The organism is Methylobacterium sp. WL7 (assembly GCF_008040085.1).
GTDB lineage: Bacteria > Pseudomonadota > Alphaproteobacteria > Rhizobiales > Beijerinckiaceae > Methylobacterium > Methylobacterium mesophilicum.
Window position 1 is genome coordinate 24403 of record NZ_VRVG01000036.1, and the last position, 17369, is coordinate 41771.

General features: G+C 69.2%; 16 protein-coding genes. 2 read left to right on the plus strand and 14 right to left on the minus strand.

The annotated features are described in order from the left end of the window. Positions 1-89 precede the first annotated feature (89 nt). The 14 genes from ppdK to FV233_RS12100 form a co-directional block, all read right to left on the minus strand. On the minus strand, positions 90-2780 hold the full coding sequence (gene ppdK, locus FV233_RS12035) for a pyruvate, phosphate dikinase (protein ID WP_147897611.1): 2691 nt from the start codon (positions 2778-2780) through the stop codon (positions 90-92). 155 nt (positions 2781-2935) lie between these two features. Next, complete coding sequence (locus tag FV233_RS12040) at positions 2936-3088, minus strand: DUF3096 domain-containing protein (protein ID WP_147855263.1); 153 nt, start codon at positions 3086-3088, stop codon at positions 2936-2938. A gap of 118 nt (positions 3089-3206) precedes the next feature. Then, positions 3207-4319: a photosynthetic reaction center cytochrome PufC gene (gene pufC / locus FV233_RS12045; protein ID WP_147897612.1), complete on the minus strand. Its 1113-nt coding sequence runs from the start codon at positions 4317-4319 to the stop codon at positions 3207-3209. Positions 4320-4329: 10 nt separating this feature from the next. After that, positions 4330-5310: a photosynthetic reaction center subunit M gene (pufM, locus tag FV233_RS12050; protein ID WP_147855261.1), complete on the minus strand. Its 981-nt coding sequence runs from the start codon at positions 5308-5310 to the stop codon at positions 4330-4332. Between the two features lie 95 nt (positions 5311-5405). Continuing rightward, positions 5406-6230 (minus strand): photosynthetic reaction center subunit L, encoded by an 825-nt coding sequence (gene pufL, locus FV233_RS12055; protein WP_147855260.1) that lies wholly within the window; start codon positions 6228-6230, stop codon positions 5406-5408. 83 nt (positions 6231-6313) lie between these two features. Continuing rightward, entirely contained in the window at positions 6314-6502 is a 189-nt protein-coding gene (gene pufA / locus FV233_RS12060) for a light-harvesting antenna LH1, alpha subunit (RefSeq protein ID WP_058194393.1), read from the minus strand. Between the two features lie 10 nt (positions 6503-6512). Then, positions 6513-6749 carry a light-harvesting antenna LH1, beta subunit gene (gene pufB, locus FV233_RS12065; RefSeq protein ID WP_147855259.1) on the minus strand — a complete coding sequence of 79 codons (237 nt, stop codon included), beginning with the start codon at positions 6747-6749 and terminating at the stop codon, positions 6513-6515. Positions 6750-6873: 124 nt separating this feature from the next. Continuing rightward, on the minus strand, positions 6874-7095 hold the full coding sequence (locus tag FV233_RS12070) for a hypothetical protein (protein ID WP_187277756.1): 222 nt from the start codon (positions 7093-7095) through the stop codon (positions 6874-6876). Between the two features lie 35 nt (positions 7096-7130). Next, positions 7131-8597 carry a chlorophyllide a reductase subunit Z gene (gene bchZ / locus FV233_RS12075; protein WP_147897613.1) on the minus strand — a complete coding sequence of 489 codons (1467 nt, stop codon included), beginning with the start codon at positions 8595-8597 and terminating at the stop codon, positions 7131-7133. Next, a complete protein-coding gene (gene bchY, locus FV233_RS12080; RefSeq protein ID WP_147897614.1) occupies positions 8597-10126 on the minus strand; it encodes a chlorophyllide a reductase subunit Y in 1530 nt (509 codons plus the stop codon). Before bchY ends, bchZ begins: the two co-directional genes overlap by 1 nt. Positions 10127-10129: 3 nt before the next feature. Further along, positions 10130-11134 carry a chlorophyllide a reductase iron protein subunit X gene (locus tag FV233_RS12085; RefSeq protein ID WP_147897615.1) on the minus strand — a complete coding sequence of 335 codons (1005 nt, stop codon included), beginning with the start codon at positions 11132-11134 and terminating at the stop codon, positions 10130-10132. Next, positions 11131-12069, minus strand: a complete 939-nt coding sequence (gene bchC / locus FV233_RS12090) for a chlorophyll synthesis pathway protein BchC (RefSeq protein ID WP_147897616.1) — start codon at positions 12067-12069, stop codon at positions 11131-11133. Before bchC ends, FV233_RS12085 begins: the two co-directional genes overlap by 4 nt. A gap of 100 nt (positions 12070-12169) precedes the next feature. Next, the gene (locus tag FV233_RS12095; protein ID WP_187278096.1) at positions 12170-13234 is read right to left on the minus strand and encodes a methyltransferase; all 1065 of its coding nucleotides are present in this window, start codon (positions 13232-13234) and stop codon (positions 12170-12172) included. Between the two features lie 86 nt (positions 13235-13320). Next, positions 13321-14190 (minus strand): polyprenyl synthetase family protein, encoded by an 870-nt coding sequence (locus FV233_RS12100; RefSeq protein ID WP_147897617.1) that lies wholly within the window; start codon positions 14188-14190, stop codon positions 13321-13323. Between the two features lie 109 nt (positions 14191-14299). Here FV233_RS12100 and crtD point away from each other — a divergent pair, with 109 nt between their 5' ends. Beyond that, positions 14300-15835 (plus strand): 1-hydroxycarotenoid 3,4-desaturase CrtD, encoded by a 1536-nt coding sequence (crtD, locus tag FV233_RS12105; RefSeq protein ID WP_147897618.1) that lies wholly within the window; start codon positions 14300-14302, stop codon positions 15833-15835. Then, positions 15832-16692 carry a carotenoid 1,2-hydratase gene (locus FV233_RS12110; RefSeq protein ID WP_147897619.1) on the plus strand — a complete coding sequence of 287 codons (861 nt, stop codon included), beginning with the start codon at positions 15832-15834 and terminating at the stop codon, positions 16690-16692. The genes crtD and FV233_RS12110 overlap by 4 nt, the downstream gene beginning before the upstream one ends. Positions 16693-17369 lie beyond the last annotated feature (677 nt).

Here is a 17369-nt window from a genome sequence, read left to right on the forward strand (position 1 = left end):
CGCTTTTTCAACAGTGTTTCATCGGTCCTGGTTGACGGCCGGTATCGACGGCGGCGACCCGCCCCCGATACCGGCCGCGGATAGCCGGCTCAGCCTTCCTTGCCTTGCACCTTGCCGAGGGCCGCCTGGGCCGCCGCGAGGCGGGCGATCGGCACCCGGTAGGGCGAGCAGGAGACGTAATCGAGCCCGACCTCCTGGCAGAAGCCGATCGACGCCGGGTCGCCGCCATGCTCGCCGCAGATCCCGAGCTTGATGTCCGGACGTGTGGCCCGGCCGCGCTCGACGCCGATGCGGACCAGCTCGCCCACGCCCTCCTGGTCGATGGTGATGAACGGGTCGGCCGCCAGGATCCCCTTCTGGGTGTAGGGACCCAGGAAGGTCGCCGCGTCGTCGCGGGAGATGCCGAGCGCCGTCTGGGTCAGGTCGTTGGTGCCGAACGAGAAGAACTCGGCGGTCTGGGCGATCTCACCGGCCTTGAGCGCCGCCCGCGGCAGCTCGATCATGGTGCCGACCTGGTAGTCCAGGGTGGCGCCCTTCTCCTCGGACACCGCCTTGGCCATGGCGTCGATCCGCGCCTTCACGATGTCGAACTCCATGCGGGTGAACACCAGCGGCACCATCACCTCGGGGGTGACGGGGCTGCCGGTATCGGCGGCGGCCTGCACGGCGGCCTCGAAGATCGCACGGGCCTGCATCTCCGCGATCTCCGGGAAGGCGATCGCCAGGCGGCAGCCGCGGAAGCCGAGCATCGGGTTGTGCTCGGACAATTCCCGCATCCGGTGGCGGATCTTGTCCTCCGATACGCCGGTCGCCTTCACGACCTCGGCGACCTCGGCATCGGTATGCGGCAGGAACTCGTGCAGCGGCGGATCGAGCAGGCGGATCGTCACCGGCAGGCCGGACATGATCGTGAACAGCTCGACGAAGTCCTGGCGCTGATAGGGCAGGATCTTCGCGAGCGCCGTCCGGCGGCCCTCGGCGTCGTCGGCCAGGATCATCTCGCGGACCGCGATGATGCGGTCGCCCTCGAAGAACATGTGCTCGGTGCGGCACAGGCCGATCCCTTCCGCGCCGAAATTCCGCGCGGTGCGGGCGTCGGTCGGCGTGTCGGCGTTGGCCCGCACCTTCATGCCGCGGAACTGGTCGGCCCATTCCATCAGGGTCGCGAAGTCGCCCGACAGCTCGGGCTCCAGCATCTTCACCTCACCCTGGATCACCTGGCCGGTGGAGCCATCGATGGTGATCCGGTCGCCGGCCTTGAGGGTGGCGTCGCCGACCTTCATGGTCTGGGCCTTGTAGTCGATCCGGATCGAGCCGACGCCGGAGACGCAGGGCTTGCCCATGCCGCGGGCGACCACCGCCGCGTGGCTGGTCATGCCGCCGCGGGTGGTCAGGATACCCTCGGCGGCGTGCATGCCGTGGATGTCCTCGGGCGAGGTCTCGATGCGTACGAGGATGCACTTGCGCTCGGCCTTGCGCAGGGCCTCGGCGTCCTCGGAGTTGAACACGATCTCGCCGGTGGCCGCCCCGGGGGAAGCCGGCAGGCCGGAGGCGATGACCTTGCGGTCGGCCTTCGGGTCGATCGTCGGGTGCAGCAGCTGATCGAGGGCGGAGGGCTCGACCCGGCCGATCGCCTCCTCGCGGGAGATCAGCCCCTCGCCTGCCAGATCCACGGCGATGCGCAGGGCCGCCTTGGCCGTGCGCTTGCCGTTGCGGGTCTGGAGCATCCAGAGCTTACCCTTCTCGATGGTGAACTCCATGTCCTGCATGTCGCGGTAATGCGCTTCCAGGATCCCGTAGATCCGGGTCAGCTCCGCGTAGCTCTCGGGCATGGCCTTCTCCATGGAAGGCTTGTCGCTTTCGGCCTCGATCCGGGCCTTTTCCGTGATGTTCTGCGGCGTGCGGATACCCGCCACCACGTCCTCGCCCTGCGCGTTGATCAGGAACTCGCCGTAAAGCGCCTTCTCGCCGGTGGAGGGATTGCGGGTGAAGGCGACGCCGGTGGCGGAGGTGTCGCCCATGTTGCCGAACACCATGGCCTGGACGTTGACGGCCGTGCCCCAGCTTTCCGGGATGCTGTTCAGCTCGCGGTACTTCTTGGCCCGCGGGATCATCCAGGAGTTGAACACCGCGCTGATCGCCCCCCAGAGCTGGTCCTCGGCGACCTGCGGGAAGTCGGAGCCGTGCTCGTCTCGGACGATCTTCTTGTAGGTCTGGATCAGGGTCTTCCAGTCCTCGGCGCCGAGCTCCGTGTCGAGGTCGTAGCCCTTGCCTTCCTTGTAGTGCTCCAGCGCCTCCTCGAAGGCGTGGTGCTCAACGCCGAGCACCACGTTCGAATACATGGTGATGAAGCGGCGGTAGGAATCGTAGGCGAAGCGCTCGTCGTCGGCCTCCTTGGCCAGCGCCAGCACGGTCTGGTCGTTGAGGCCGAGGTTCAGGACCGTATCCATCATGCCCGGCATCGACGCACGGGCACCCGAGCGCACGGAGACCAGGAGGGGGTTGGCGGCATCGCCGAACTTGCGGCCGGTCAGTGTGCCGATCTGGTCCAGCGCGGCGGCGACCTGGCCCTTCAGCTCCGGCGGATAGGCCTTGCCGTTGTCGTAGTAGGAGGTGCAGACCTCAGTCGTGATGGTGAAGCCGGGGGGGACGGGCAGGCCGAGGTTGCACATCTCGGCCAGGTTGGCGCCCTTGCCGCCGAGGAGGTCGCGCATCTGCGACTTGCCCTCCGCCTTGCCGTCGCCGAAGGCGTAGACCCACTTCGCGCTGCCGGTCGCCATGTCGAACCCGTCCGTGTCTGATGCCCGGCACAGGCCGAGCTGATGGGCGCGGGTTGGACCATCCCGCAGCGCAACGCAAGATGAACGCATTGCGGGCTTGTGCGCGCGCGACTGACGCGCAGCGAAGTCTGTCAGGGATCGCGCGCGGACAGGCCTTACGAGAAGCCGCGCAGCAGCCCGAGACCAATCACGCCGACCACGATCAGGTAGATCGCCACGATGTAATTGAGGAGGCGCGGTGCGATCAGGATCAGGATACCGGCCAGGATCGCGATGATCGGTTGTAGGTTCGAGATGGTGATGGTCACGGGCGCCTCCGGGGGCCGAGCTCGGCCGTCCACAACCGACGTCCGTACAGCATGGCGGTTCCCTGTAGCTGGAGCGTGACGAAGCGCCGGATCGTCTCCGGCGCTTCGTGTGGTGGCGTCAGGGCTTCGACGGCTTCAGGGCCGGCGTATTGGTGCCCGGGATCGGATCCTTCGCCTCGCCGGTGGGTAGGCTCGCCTCGATGGTCGGATGCGAGAGTTCCGGATAGGGGCCGATCACGTTGGCGCCGTTGAGGGGCTTGTTCGCGCCATTGTGGCAGGTTGCGCAGTTGATCTTCGGCACGTCGCCCAACGCACCGAGCCTGTTGCGCGGGAAGGTCGAGGTCAGCGGTTCCATGAAGTCCTGGTTCAGGTCCCGCACCATGCGGATGCCGTACCAGGCATGGATCCGGTTAGGCGTGCTGGTGTCCCACTGTGCGACCGACCGGGTGTTGTGGCAGAACGTGCAGTTCACCCCGAGCGATTGCGACATGCTGATCATGATCGCGAAGGTCTTCTCCGCGTCCTGGATCGGCTTGCCCTTGGTCTCGGGCAGCACCGTGGTGCCGTTGACCCGCACCGCGTCCTCGGGCGTGTCCTTGTGCTGGTAGAACGCCTGGTAGACATCGTAGGGCAGCGAGGTGTTGCCGACCTCCGCGGAGGCCATGTTCTGGCTGTTGTTGCGTGGCTTGAACCGGCCCTCGCCCTGGACGGGACGGTCGAACCAGATGTTGGCCGGAACCGGATTGCCCCGGTGGCAGGTGTAGCAGGTCACGCCCGCCTCGTGGACGTGTTTCTCCTTCCAGGACGTGTTGATCGTCTGGGTCATCTGCAGCATCCGACGGGCGACCCGCTTCTGGTACAGCTCGTCGGACGCCATGTTCTCGGTGCTGTGGCAGTAGGTGCAGCCCTGCTGGGGCGCCACCCACTCCGTGATCGACACCATCAGCCGGTTGAACTGCTCGGCCGAGAGATCGCCCAAGACCTGCACGTTCTCGTAGACCGCCGAGGCCTTGTCGCCGCCGGCATCGGCCGGGTCGGCGGGGGCCGGGGCGACGTTGGCCGCCGCGAGCGCCTCGTTGCCGGCCCGGGTACGGATCAGGTCCATGCCGGTGCCGCGGAAGCCGGTCTGCTTGGCCGCCATGGGGGGATGGGTCCAGCCCGCGCCCCCGAACATCGCGATGGTGAGGAACAGGGCGAGCGCCCCGCCGACCACCGCCAGAATCGTCTTCATGACGGCCTCCTCACGGCTTCATGCCGGGTGCGAGATGGGCGGGGTCGACGATCGGGCCGTAGACCTGCGGATAGGACGGGGCGACGCCGTGCTTGACGGCCCAGAGGTACCAGTTGTCGACCACGGTACCGGTGAGCAGGATGCCGATGCCGCCGGTCAGCGTGGTCAGCACCGCGAACCACCACGCCCAGCGGTGGATGGATTCCATCGTGGCGTTGAAGCCCATGGTCCAGCGCCAGAACAGGGCGGCGCGCTCGGTGGCTGTGCCGCGATCGACGATCTGGTCGATCTCGCGGTCGGCGCCGTAGCGGGAGCAGGCCAGGATGGTGCCCCCGTGCATCGCGAACAGCAGCGTCGATCCGTACAGGAACGTGATCGAGAGCATGTGGAACGGGTTGTAGAACAGGTTGCCGTAGCGGAGCGAGAATGCCGCTGTCCAATCGAGGTGGGGGAAGATCCCGAACGGCACCGCCTCGGACCAGGAACCCATCAGGACCGGCCGGATGAAGCCGAGGACGAGGTAGAGCCAGATCGCCGAGGCGAACGCCCACGGCACGTGGGTGCCCAGCCCGAGCGCCCTGGCCCGGCGGTAGAGGTGGACCCACCAGAGCAGGATCGAAGTGGTGAGGAAGAAGCCGGCGATCAGCCACCAGCCGCCCTCGTTGAGCGGGGGCAGCACTTTGAGCCCGTATTTCGGCAGTGGCGGTTCCAGAGCGAGCCAGGGCAATTGCCGCACGAACTGCACCGGATCCCAGTTCACCGAGGCCCACATGTTGAGCCCGATGATCTCGAAGGCGATCAGCCCACAGACCATGGACAAGGCCGCGACGTAGCCGATGTAGATCGGACCGACCTGGCTGTTGCCCAGCAGGCCGAACAGGTAGCTGTTGAACGGCTTGCCGACCCGTTCGTTCGAACTCACCGGGACGCCGTTCTCCGGCTCCAGCGGGCGCACCTGAACCTGGGTGAAGATATTCTGATAATAGGCCATCGCCCGCCCTCCCCCCGGTCGTCCGCACGGTTCATGCGGCGCCGGCCTGGATCATTGGTATCGGTTCGCCCGATTCTCGGCGGGCGACGGGTATCTCAGCGCCAGACCGGCAGGTTGAGCCACCAGCCCCACCATTGCGGCCAGCCCTGCGTCCAGAACGGCCCGCTGATCACGATGCAGACCGCGCTCCAGAAGCCCGCCGACAGTGCCAGGAACAGGCCGAGGCGGTGGATGCCCAGCGTGCCGATCGAGTAGCCGATCGTGTCGCGGAAGAACGTGTCCTCGTGCTCCGGGGTCTTCACGGTCTCACCCTTCTTCGGGTTGGTCGCCGAGAGGATGAGGCCGCCGTGCATGGCGAGCGCCAAGGTGGTCGTGAAGAAGAACGTCACGGCCAGCATGTGCGCAGGATTATAATGGAAGTGTAGATACTGATATCCGGTGTTCGACACCCAATCGAGGTGACTGAGGATGCCGTACGGGAACCCATAGCCCCAGGCGCCCATCAGGAACGGCCGCACCACGACGAGGGTGAAATAGGCGAAGATCGCCATGCCGAAGGCCGCCGGCACGTGGTAGCCGATGCCGAGCTTCCGACAGATCTCGACCTCGCGCATCATCCAGGAGACGAACGACCCGAGCGCGCAGAACGTGATGATCTGCCAGAGGCCTCCCTCTTTCAGCGGTGCGAGCTTCAGCCCGTAACTGATGTCGGGCGGCGCGATGTTGATCTGCCAGACGTTCCAGGTCGGCCCGATCGCGGCGCCGTAGATGACCAGCGCGGTGCCCAGCACCGTGAAGAACAGCCCGGTGACGCCGAAGAATCCGACGAAGAACGGCCCGACCCAGAAGTCGAACAGGTCGCCGCCGAGCAGCGTACCGCCGCGGATCCTGTACTTTCGCTCAAAGCTCAGCATCGCCATGGCGGACACTCCTCAGCCCGGCCGCAATTTTTTGGGGTTTTTGGACCGCGGCCCCTAGGAGTCGCGGTCCCGGCCAGCCTGGATCAGGCGGGCATGCTCGGCAGAACGAGCGTGATGTTGCTCGCCGCCTTGTTCGCCTTCGGACCTTCCAGCCAGTTGAACCGGTCGGTCGAGAGCAAGATGAAGTGGATCAGCAGCGCAAGGATGAAGAGAAAGGTGAACAGAGCCACCAGGGTGCGCCGCGGATCGAACAGCAACCAGACCTTATGCATTCGATCCTCCTCAGCCGATCATCGTGACGAGGGCGCGGGCCGCATCGGTGACGCCTTCGAGAGAAGCGTAGCCCTGCGGTCCGGGAAGCCACGGACGCCACATCCACACCAGGATGTGCGCGACCACGGCAATCGCCGTGAAGATGAGGAAGCTCGTCAGGAAGATCGCGTGGAACTCCTTGGCTTCCGGTTCCGTCAACCCGGACAGGCTGCTCGGTCTTTCTGTTGCAACGGGTCCACCGGCCATCGTTCAGACCTCCGTGTGTTGGCCGCACTCCTTGCGAAGGGCGACGGGTGCTGCCGTGGTGCTCAAGGCGGTCACGGCTTGACTTCCCCCGCGTCACCGGACGGAAGCGTCTCGATCAGGGCGTTCAGCCCATGAAAGCGAAAGGAATCGTCTGGACCGCCATCGCGCGGGCTTCGCCGAACACGGAGCGGTGCGCCGGCGCGATGCCGGAGCGGGACGCGGCCCGGGCCGGCTTGAAGCGGGCGAACGCGGCGGCGGCCAGGAAGCACGGATAGGTCGCGGCCAGGATCAACCGGAACTGAAGGGCTTCATGATGCAGGCGGGCGGTCGGGACCATCGTGCGCATCGTCAGGTCTCCTCTGGGGGGAACGGAAAGGCGGCTCATGCGGGGATCCCCCCGGCAAGATCGGCTCGGGCGCGCGCCACATGGGCGGGGGCCACGGCAGCGGATTCGGTCGTGCGGGCGGCGCGCTCGGCCGCGTCGCGCAGACGCTTGGCGGCGGAGATGCGGGCCAGAACCGGCTGCGCCTCGACCAGCTCGTCCAGCGCCGCGCGGGCGGCTTCGTCCCAGGGCAGCTCGCGATGGCGGCGCGCCGGGGTCGCCTCGACCTTGTCCATGTCGCGGGCGAGCGGCAGGATGTGGAAGAGCGTGTCGAACAGGGCGTTGCAGACCTCCTGGACCAGGTAGGTCGCGCCGGCAAAACCCATGAACGGCGTGCCGGTGTGCCGCCGGATGATGGCGCCGGGGAACGAGGCCGGGATGTAGGTGGCCCGGGCTCCGCATTCCGCGAGGTACATCCGCTCGTTGAACGAGCCGAACAGCACCAGCGGAGTCTTCTCCGCCACGGCCTTGCGCACCGCGTCGTTGTCGGGCTTCTGACCGGCCGAGCGGCTGAACGCGAAGTTGCAGGGCAAGCCCATCTCGTCTTCGAGGAAGTGCCGCACGCCGCGGGCGTAGGTCTCGGTCGCGACGATCCCGAAGCTGGCGGTCCCGAAGAAGTCCTGCGTGACCGAGCGCCAGAGGTCCCAGACCGGCTTGATCGTGGTGTGGCGCTCGCGCTCGATGAACGGCTCCGGGTCGAGCCCGAGGATCGCGCCGAGCGAGCGCAGGAACTTGGTGGTCGAGAGGATGCCGATCGGCGCCTGCAGGTAGGGCCGCTCCAGATCTTCGCAGAGCAGACGGCCGAACTCGCGGTAGAGACAGATGTTGGCGTCGGCGTTGACGAGCTTGGGCACGTCCGCGAGGTGCGAACCCAGCGGGAAGGTCAGGTTCACGTCGGCCCCGATCCCTTCCACCAGGCGCCGGATCTCGGCGAGGTCGGAGGGCATGTTGAAGGTGCCGTAGGCCGGGCCGATGATGTTCACCCGCGGGCGCTCGCCGGGCTTCTTCTCGGGACGCGCCGGGATGCCCTTCTTGGCGAACTTCTTGGCGGCGTATTCCTGCCAGAGCCAGCGTATGGCGCGGTCGGCGGCCTGCCACTGGTCCTCGTCGATGGTGCGCGGGAGGAAGCGCTGGAGGCCGGTGCCCTCGGGGGTCACGCCGCCGCCGATCATCTCGGCGATCGAACCGGTGACCACCACGCTGGGCTGGCCCGGATCGAGGGTGGCGTGGGCGCGCTTCATCGCGCCCTCGGTGCCGTGGCGGCCGAGTTCTTCCTCGGCGAGGCCGGTGACGACGATCGGCAGCTCGTGCGGCGGCAGCGCATCGGTGTAGTGGAGCACCGAGGTGACCGGCAGGTTCTCGCAGCCGACCGGACCGTCAATGACGACCTGCAGGCCCTTGATCGCCGTGAAGACGTAGACGGCGCCCCAGTAGCCCCCGGCCCTGTCGTGATCGAGGATCAGCATTACACCATCTCCCCGATCGGCTTCATCGGGCCTTCGATCTTCGGACCCTGCCGCCGCTGCGGCGTGTCCTGCCAGACGCCGGCGGTGAAGCCGGTGCCGACGCCCTCGAAGAAGTCGCGCATCGCGTCGAAGCGGGGCTTGTTGGCCAGGGCGGCGTTGATCACCCGTGCCAGGGAGCCGGCTCCTGCCGCGCCCATGAGCGGGCGCGCCGAGATCAGGTTGGTGAAGTAGAGGGCGGGCGTGCCGCGCTCCTTGGCCTTCTGCACCACCGGCGTCGTGCCGATGGCCAGATCCGGCTTCAGCGCGTCGAGGGCGTAGAGGTCGTCCTCGAGGGAGGCCCGATAGCGAACTTCGGTACCGCGGGCTTCCAGCCAGTCGCGATCGGCCTCGGACCACGGCGTACGCGGACAAGCGGTGCCGACATACGGGACCTCGGCCCCGCTTTCCACGAGGAGCCGCGCGACCAGCAGTTCCGAACCCTCGTAGCCCGAAAGCGTGATCCGGCCCTTGATCGGCATGGCGGCAAGCGCGCCGCGGATGCCGGGCAGGAGCTGGTTCTTGGCCGCCTCGACGGTGGCCCGGGCGACGCCGCAGGCCTCACCGATCCGGTCGAGCCAGTCGGCAGTGCCGTCGACCCCCACCGGGGCGGAGCCGACCACCGGTCGGCCGGCGGCTTCGAACTCGCGGATCGAGGCCGTGTAGAACGGGTGGATCGCGGCGACCGCGGTGCAATCTAGGGCAGAGTAGAGTTCGCGCCATTCGCGGGTCGGGACCACCGGCCCGGCCGCGAGGCCCAGAGGCTCCAACAAGGCGGCGATCACCACCGGGTCGGCCGGGAAGATCTCGCCGAGCAGAGCCACGCTCGGGCGCTCCGAACGGCCGCCGCGTGGGGTCGCGACCGGCCCCTGCTCGGCCTCGGTGCGGGCGACCTTCAGCATCGCGCCGGCGAGCACGTCCTTTGCCTCGGCATGGGTCGGAACCCCGAAGCCCGGGACGTCGATGCCGATCACCCGGACGCCGTCGATCTCCTTCGGCAACAGGCGGAGCGGGACGCCGGAGGCGGTGGGGACACAGAGGTTGATGACGACCACGGCGTCGTAATCCGCGGGCTTGGCCGTGGCGAACACCGCATCGCGGATGTCCTCGAACAGCTTGCCGGTGACCAGCGTCTCCGAGTTGAACGGCACGTAGCCGACGCTGCGCCGGGCGCCGTAGAAATGCGACGTGAAGGTCAGTCCGTAGACGCAGCAGGCCGACCCGGACAGGATCGTGGCGGTGCGGCGCATGCGCAGGCCGACCCGGAGCGAGCCGAAGGCGGGACACATGCTCTGCGGCTGGTCGTGCGGACCCTGCGGATAATCCTCCCGCAGCTTCGCCAGCGTCTCCGACATGCCGGCCGCCTCGGCGGCCGCCCGCATCGCGTCCTTGCCGGCGTGGCAGCCGAGCCCGTCGCCCTGGGTGGCGGCGAGGTCGACGGGCGCGGAGGCCTTGCGGGCGCGCAGATCGGCGATGTCGAGGGAGACGGCCATGCCCTAGACCTCGTCGTAGACGACTTCGAGGGACGGCTTGGTCACGTGGGCGACGCCGCACATGTCCTCGTGAGTCGCCGGGACCAGGACCACGTCGCGGCCGGTGACGTCGCTCGAGAACAGGCCGAGCAGCCCGTCCTGCGTGAGCGGGGTCGGCCGGTGCGGCGCCGCCGTCGCGACGTTGGCGGCCAGGTCCGAGAACAGGCTGCCCCAGCGGCTCTCCGGCCGACCGATGATCTCGTAGTTCGCGCTCTTGCGGCGGATGTCGTCGTCGGCCGGGATCGAGGCCAGGACCGGGATGCCGGCGGCGTCCGCGAAGGCCTGGGCTTCGCCGGTGCCGTCGTCCTTGTTGATCACCAGGCCGCCGACGCCGACATTGCCGCCGAGCTTGCGGAAATACTCGACGGCCGAGCAGACGTTGTTGGCGACGTAGAGCGATTGCAGGTCGTTCGAGCCGACGACGATGACCTTCTGGCACATGTCCCGGGCGATCGGCAGGCCGAAGCCGCCGCAGACCACGTCGCCCAGGAAGTCCAGGAGGACGAAGTCGAAGCCCCAGTCGTGGAAGCCGAGCTTCTCCAGCAGTTCGAAGCCGTGGATGATGCCCCGGCCGCCGCAGCCGCGCCCGACTTCGGGGCCGCCGAGTTCCATGGCGTAGACGCCGTCGCGCTTGAAGCAGACATCGCCGATCGCCACCGCCTCGCCGGCGAGCTTCTTCTTGGTCGAGGTCTCGATGATGGTCGGGCAGGCCTTGCCGCCGAACAGCAGGGAGGTTGTGTCGCTCTTCGGGTCGCAGCCGATCAGCAGGACCTTCTTGCCCTGTTGGGCCATCATGTAGCTGAGGTTGGCCAGGGTGAACGACTTGCCGATGCCGCCCTTGCCGTAGATCGCGATGATCTGCGTCTCCTTCTTCGCCGGCGCGGTGGAGACCGCATCAGGCTCGATCGCCGCCTCGGCGCGGAGTTGGGTGGCCTGGTCGAGGGCGGCCTTGTTGAGCTGAACGTTCACGCGGCGTCCCTCCAGTCGAGAATCATCTTGAGGCAGGCGGGATCGGCGAAGGCGGTGCGGTACGCGTCCTGGGCTTGCGCCGCCGGGGCGCGGTGGGTGATCAGCCCATCGAGAGAGAGCCGGCCGCCTTCGATCAGAGCCGTGACGGCCGCGAGGTCGTCGGGGCGGAACTCGGCCGAGATCCGGATCCGGGCTTCCCGCATGAAGGCAGGCGGGAAGGCGAAGGACAGCGGCGCCTCGTAGAAGCCGGCGAGCACGATCTCGCCGCCGGGCGCGAGGTGGGTGATCAGCCCGTCGAGGCCGGAGGCGTCACCGCTGACATCGGTGATCACCGCATAGTCGCGCCGGGCATCCTCGTCCGGCGCCAGAACCGCGTAGCCGGTGCCACCGTCCCGCCGGGTCGGGTCCGTCTCCCAGACCGTCGGGTCTGCGCCGACGGCGACGGTGAGGCGAGCCAGCAGACGCCCGAGCACGCCGTGCCCCACGATCAACGGCGTGGAACCGGCGGCGACGCCGCCGAGCGCCCGGTAAGCCGTGGCGGCGAGTGCGATCAGGCAGGCGCGGTCACCCAGTGCCGGATCCACCGACACGAGGCGGGCGGCGGGGGCCACGAGATGGGAGGCGGCGCCGCCGAACAGGCCGCGGACGGCGCCGAAGCAGCGGGCGCCGGGAACGAAGACGGTTTGGCCGACCCGGACCGGCGCGTCGGCGGCGGCTTCGACCACCGTGCCGACCGACTCGTAGCCCGGAACCAGCGGGTAGCCCATGCCGGGGAACGGCGGCATGCGGCCCGACCAGAGAAGTCGCTCGGTCCCGGTGCTGATGCCGCTCCAGCTGACCGCGATGACCGCGTCCGCCGCTCCGGCAGGTGTCAAGGGCAGGCGGGAGACCGCCAAGCGCTCCGGACGTTCGAGGATGACGGCGAGAGCGTCCATGACTGGAATATTCCGCCCGCTGTTTGTGCGACTCTCGCTTGTGCGGAACCGCTATGTGTCATCCTAGATAGACACATTGCTGCGTCAAGTCATTCTTACTCTAACGCGCGTCTTTCTGCGCGACGATCAGTCGGGTGAGGAGCGGACGGCGCGTCCGATGCTCCCGCGCAATCGTGAAACCGGCCCTGCGCAACATGGCTTGGAGTTCCTCGGCGCGGCGCGGCCGGCCGGAGCCCATGGCGAGGAGGTAGAAGCCGAAATACGCGTCGCCGACCGGCTCGGCGCCGGGCGTGCCGGCCATGGGCTCGGCGAGGATCAGGGTCCCGCCCGGGGGAAGCGCCGCATGCGCGGCGGCGAGCAGCGCCAGGGCCGGGCCATCGTCGTGATCGTGGACGATCCGCACCAGGGAGATCGTGTCGGCACCCACCGGTAGGCCGTCGTGGAAGCTGCCGCCGCGGCAGGCGATCCGGTCGGCAAGCCCCGCCTGCGCGAGCCGCTCGGAGGCCCGGCCGGCCACGGCCGGGAGGTCGAACAAGGTCAGGGCCAGGCCGGTATGCCGGGTCGCCACGGCCTGCAGGAAAGCACCCTCGCCGCCGCCGACATCCATCAGGTGCCGGCTTCGCGACAGGTCGCAGGCATCGAGCACGTCGTCGGCGATCAGCGCCTGGGAGGAGCCCATCAGGCCGCCATAGGGCGCCACCGCGTCCGCGTCGGCGGCTTTGCCGGCGGCGTAGGGCCAGTAGCGCGCGAGCCGGGTCGGCGCCGCCGTCCCACGCAGGAGCGCCACCGGATCCGCGAGGTCGGCGTAGAGCAGCGCGTGGTGCTCGATCATCGCGGCGATGCCGGGATTGCCGTTCAGGGCGGCCCCGAGATCGGCGAGGCCGAACCGGTCGCCGGGGAGCGCCCGGACGAGGTCGAGGGAGGCGGCGGCGTGCAGCAGGCGGCGCGCGTTCTCGACCGGGAGATCGAGGCGAAGCGCCAGCGCGTCGAGGGCCAGCGGCCCTTCGGCCAGGACCCGGAACAGGTCGAGGCGGACGCAGGCCGTCAGCACCTGCGCGTAGACGAAGCCGGCGCAGAGATCGAACAGCGCCCGCGTGTTCTTCCGGGCGATGCCCCGGGTCAGCGGAAAACCCGCCGCCCAGCGCTGGAAGCGCGGGCTGGCCACCAGGCGGTTGCGCAGGCCGAGCCAGCGGTCCCGGAGCGAGGGCGCAGCCGACGAGGCTGCGCCGGGGCGCGGGACCGAGCCGGCGGTCAGGCCGGCACCGCGCGCAGGCTCGCGGGCAGGAACAGCCGCGCCTGCGCCTCGATCTCGGCGGTGAGTCGGGCCACGCCCGGGCAGGCCGGGATCGCCGCCACCGCTTCCCGGGTGAGCCGGGACAGGCGGTCCAGGGCGCCATCGGTGCCCAGCAGGGCGGCGGCATTGGGGCGGCCGAGGGTGGCGTCGCGGCCGGCGGGCTTGCCGATCTCCTCCTGGCGGCAGGCGACGTCGCGCAGGTCGTCGGCGACCTGGTAGGCCTCGCCCAGGCATTCGCCGAGGCGCCGCCAGGGTTCCGGATCGGCCCCCGCGGCGGCGGCGCCCAGCACGGTTGCGGCGGCGAACAGGGCGCCGGTCTTGGCCTGCTGGTAGTCGCTGAGGCTGATATGCGCTTCGGATTCCCAGGCCTGGCCGGCCGCGATGCCGTTGGGGGAGCCGGCAGCGCGCCCGAGGAGGCCGACCAGGCGGGCGAGCCGCACCGGATAGGGGCCGGCGGCCCGAGCCAGGGTTTCGAAGGCGAGCACGATCAGGGCATCGCCGGCCAGCACCGCGACCGGCTCGCCGAAGGCGATGTGGACGGTGGGCTTCTGCCGGCGCAGGGGGGCGTCGTCGAAGCAGGGCAGGTCGTCGTGGACCAGGGAGGCGCAGTGCAGCAGCTCGATCGCGGCGGCGGCGGCTTCCGAGGCGGCCGGATCGTCGTCGCCGCAGGCATGGGCCACCGACAGGCACAGGCGCGGGCGAATGCGGTGTCCACCGGGGAAGACGGCGTAGCGCAACGCTTCAGCCAAAAGGGGCGGCGCACCCGGCGCCTCGGCATAAGCCACGGCGCGATCCAGCGCCTGTTCGATCCGCCGGCCCGACTCCATGGCGCGCCTCCCGTGTTATCATCGGTTGTCAGCGACAAGTGTCATTTCTTATTGACACTTTGCAGACCGGAGATCAATCCCAATCGGTGGCGCAAGTGCGAGGTTGAGCGTGGCGCAGGACCGCGTCGTCGTGATCGGAGCCGGGATCGGCGGTCTGGCCGCCGCCTTACGGTTGGCGCATGCCGGCCTGTCGGTCACGGTGGTTGAGCGCGCCGCACGGCCCGGCGGCAAGATGGCCAGCGTTCCAGTCGGCCAACTCTTCGTCGAAACCGGTCCGACCGTGTTCACGATGCGATGGATCTTCGAAGAATTGTTCGCCGAAGCCGGCGCAGACTTCGTCGATCACGCGAAGCTAACGCCCGCGAGCCTCCTCGCCCGGCACGCCTGGTCGCAAGATGCGCGTTTGGACCTGTTCGCTGATCCGGAAGCGTCGGCGGCGGCGATCGCCGAGTTCGCCGGCCCCCGGGAGGCCGACGGCTACCGCCGGTTCTGTGCCCGGTCGGCCGAGGTCTACCGGACCCTGGAAGGTCCGTTCATCCGCGAGGGCCGGACCAGCCCGACCGGCCTGGCGCAGCGGGTCGGGATCTCGGGCCTCGGCGACCTCTGGCGGATCCAGCCGTTCGCGACGCTGTGGTCGGCGCTGGGGACGTTCTTCCGCGATCCGCGGCTGCTGCAATTGTTCGGGCGCTACGCCACCTATTGCGGCGCCTCGCCGTTCACCGCGCCCGCGACCCTGATGCTGGTGGCGCATGTCGAGCAGGCGGGGGTCTGGACCGTGGCCGGCGGCATGAGCGCGCTCGCCGGGGCGGTCGCGGACCTGGCGACGCAGCGCGGCGCCACGTTCCGATTCGGGATGCATGTGGACCGGATCCTCACCGAGGGCGGCCGGGTCTCCGGCGTAGTCCTGTCCGATGGCGAGCGGATCCCGGCGGACACCATCGTCTGCAACGCCGACGCGGCGGCGCTCGGCGCCGGGCTGTTCGGCCCGGAGGCGGCACCGATGGGCGAGCGGCTGGCGCCGGCCGAGCGCTCGCTCTCCGCCGTCACCCTGTGCCGGGCGGCGGTCCCGCGGGGATTTCCGCTGGCCCACCACAACGTGTTCTTCTCGGACGACTACCGGGCGGAGTTCGACACGATCCTGCGGCGGCGCCGCCTGCCCGACGACCCGACCATCTACATCTGCGCGCAGGACCGGACCGAGACGGGCGCCGCGCCCGCCGGGCCGGAACGCCTGCTGATGCTCGTCAACGCTCCGGCGGACGGCCGCGAGCACCCGCTGACGCCCTCGGAGATCGCCCGATGCGAGACGAATCTGAACCGCCGGCTGGAGGCCTGCGGGCTGACCTTCGCGGAAACCCTGCCCCCGGTGGTGACGGACCCGGCCGGGTTCGAGAGCCGGTTTCCCGGGAGCGCGGGGGCGCTCTACGGCCGGGCGCCGCAGGGCTGGGCCTCGACCTTCAAGCGGGCGGGCGCCCGGACGGCGTTGCCGGGGCTGTACCTGGCGGGGGGCACGATCCATCCCGGCCCGGGCGTGCCGATGGCGGCGCAATCGGGCCGGCTGGCAGCGGCGGCGATCCTGCAGGACCGCGATTCGACGGCCCGGTCGCGCAAGACGGCTACGCGTGGTGGTACGTCGATGCGGTGAGCGACGACGGTCGCCAGGGGCTGACGATCATCGCGTTCATCGGCAGCGTGTTCTCGCCCTACTACGCGTGGAGCGCCGACAAGAACCCGTTCGCGCACTGCGCCATGAACGTGGTGCTGTACGGCGACCGCACCCGCTTCGCCATGACCGAGCGCGGCGCCGGAAGCCTGTCGCGCAGCCGCCACCACATCGCCATCGGCCCCAGCGCGATGGAATGGGACGGCACCGCCCTGACGGTCCGGATCGACGAGCGCGGCGCTCCCCTGCCCCACCGCATCCGCGGCACGGTGCGCCTGGAGCCGCGGGGCTTCACCCCCGGGCCGTTCCACCTCGACCCGGGCGGGCGCCACCGCTGGTGGCCGATGGCGCCGTCCTCGCGGGTCGAGGTCGCGTTCGACAGGCCGGACCTGCGCTGGACCGGCAGCGGCTACTTCGACACCAACGACGGCGACGAGCCCCTGGCCTCGGCCTTCACCCGCTGGACCTGGTGCCGGGCCGACCTGCCGGACGGGGCCGCGATCCTGTACGACGTGCGCCACCGCGGCGGCGGCGGCCAGAACCTGTCGCTGCGCTTCGCCCACGACGGCAGCCGCCGCGAGATCCGCCCGCCGCTGGCCGCCGCGCTGCCGGCCACATCGTTCTGGCGGATGCCCCGGGAGACCCGTAGCGACGACGGCCGCTCCCGGGTGCTCACCACCTTCGAGGACACGCCGTTCTATTCCCGCTCCCTGCTGGCCTCCACGCTCGGCGGCGAGCCCGTGCGGGCGGTGCACGAGAGCCTCTCCCTCGACCGCTTCCGCAACCCGCTGGTGCAGCTGATGCTGCCGTTCCGGATGCCCCGGCCGTATCAGGGGTGATTTTTTCGGGGGATGCGTTCGGTCCGGGCGGATGCGCGATAGCCTACCCCGTCATTCCGGGGCCGCGAAGCGGAGCCCCGGAATGACGGGGTGTAGGTTCGACATCACGTCTTGAATGCGATCGCACCGGACGGCCGAAGCGCAGCCATGTTCAGGTCGTGCTCGCTCTCCCATCGCGTCAAGACAGAACCATCGGCCCCGAACCACCCACCCTCAACCGCATTCTGAGAAACTGTGAGCCTTTCGATCGATCGCCCTTCTATTTCCCATGCACCCGACGCCTTAGCGGCGCCGGACGGGCGTATACCCCCGGCACGAGCGGCGGGTCCCCTCTCCCGTGCGGGCTACGACGTTCACGCATCGGCTCTCATAGGGCGCGACAAGCCCCCTCTCCCGTGCGGGAGAGGGTTGGGGTGAGGGACCAGGTCTTTCCGGAGATGTCGCATCCCTCACCCTGTCCCTCTCCCGCACGGGCTTGGATGTTCACACATCGTCCTCGGTCAGGCCCGACGCGCTCTCCTCCCCCTTGTGGCAGGGGAATCGCATTTGTCAGCGGGGTCTTTCGGCGAAGCGCGAACTGGATTCTTTAAGGTCTCCTGGAGCACGGGAGATCCTGCATGGGCGGTCTGGGTGTGTTTTTCGCGGCGGTTCCGGATCCTCGGTCCGGCAATGCGCGG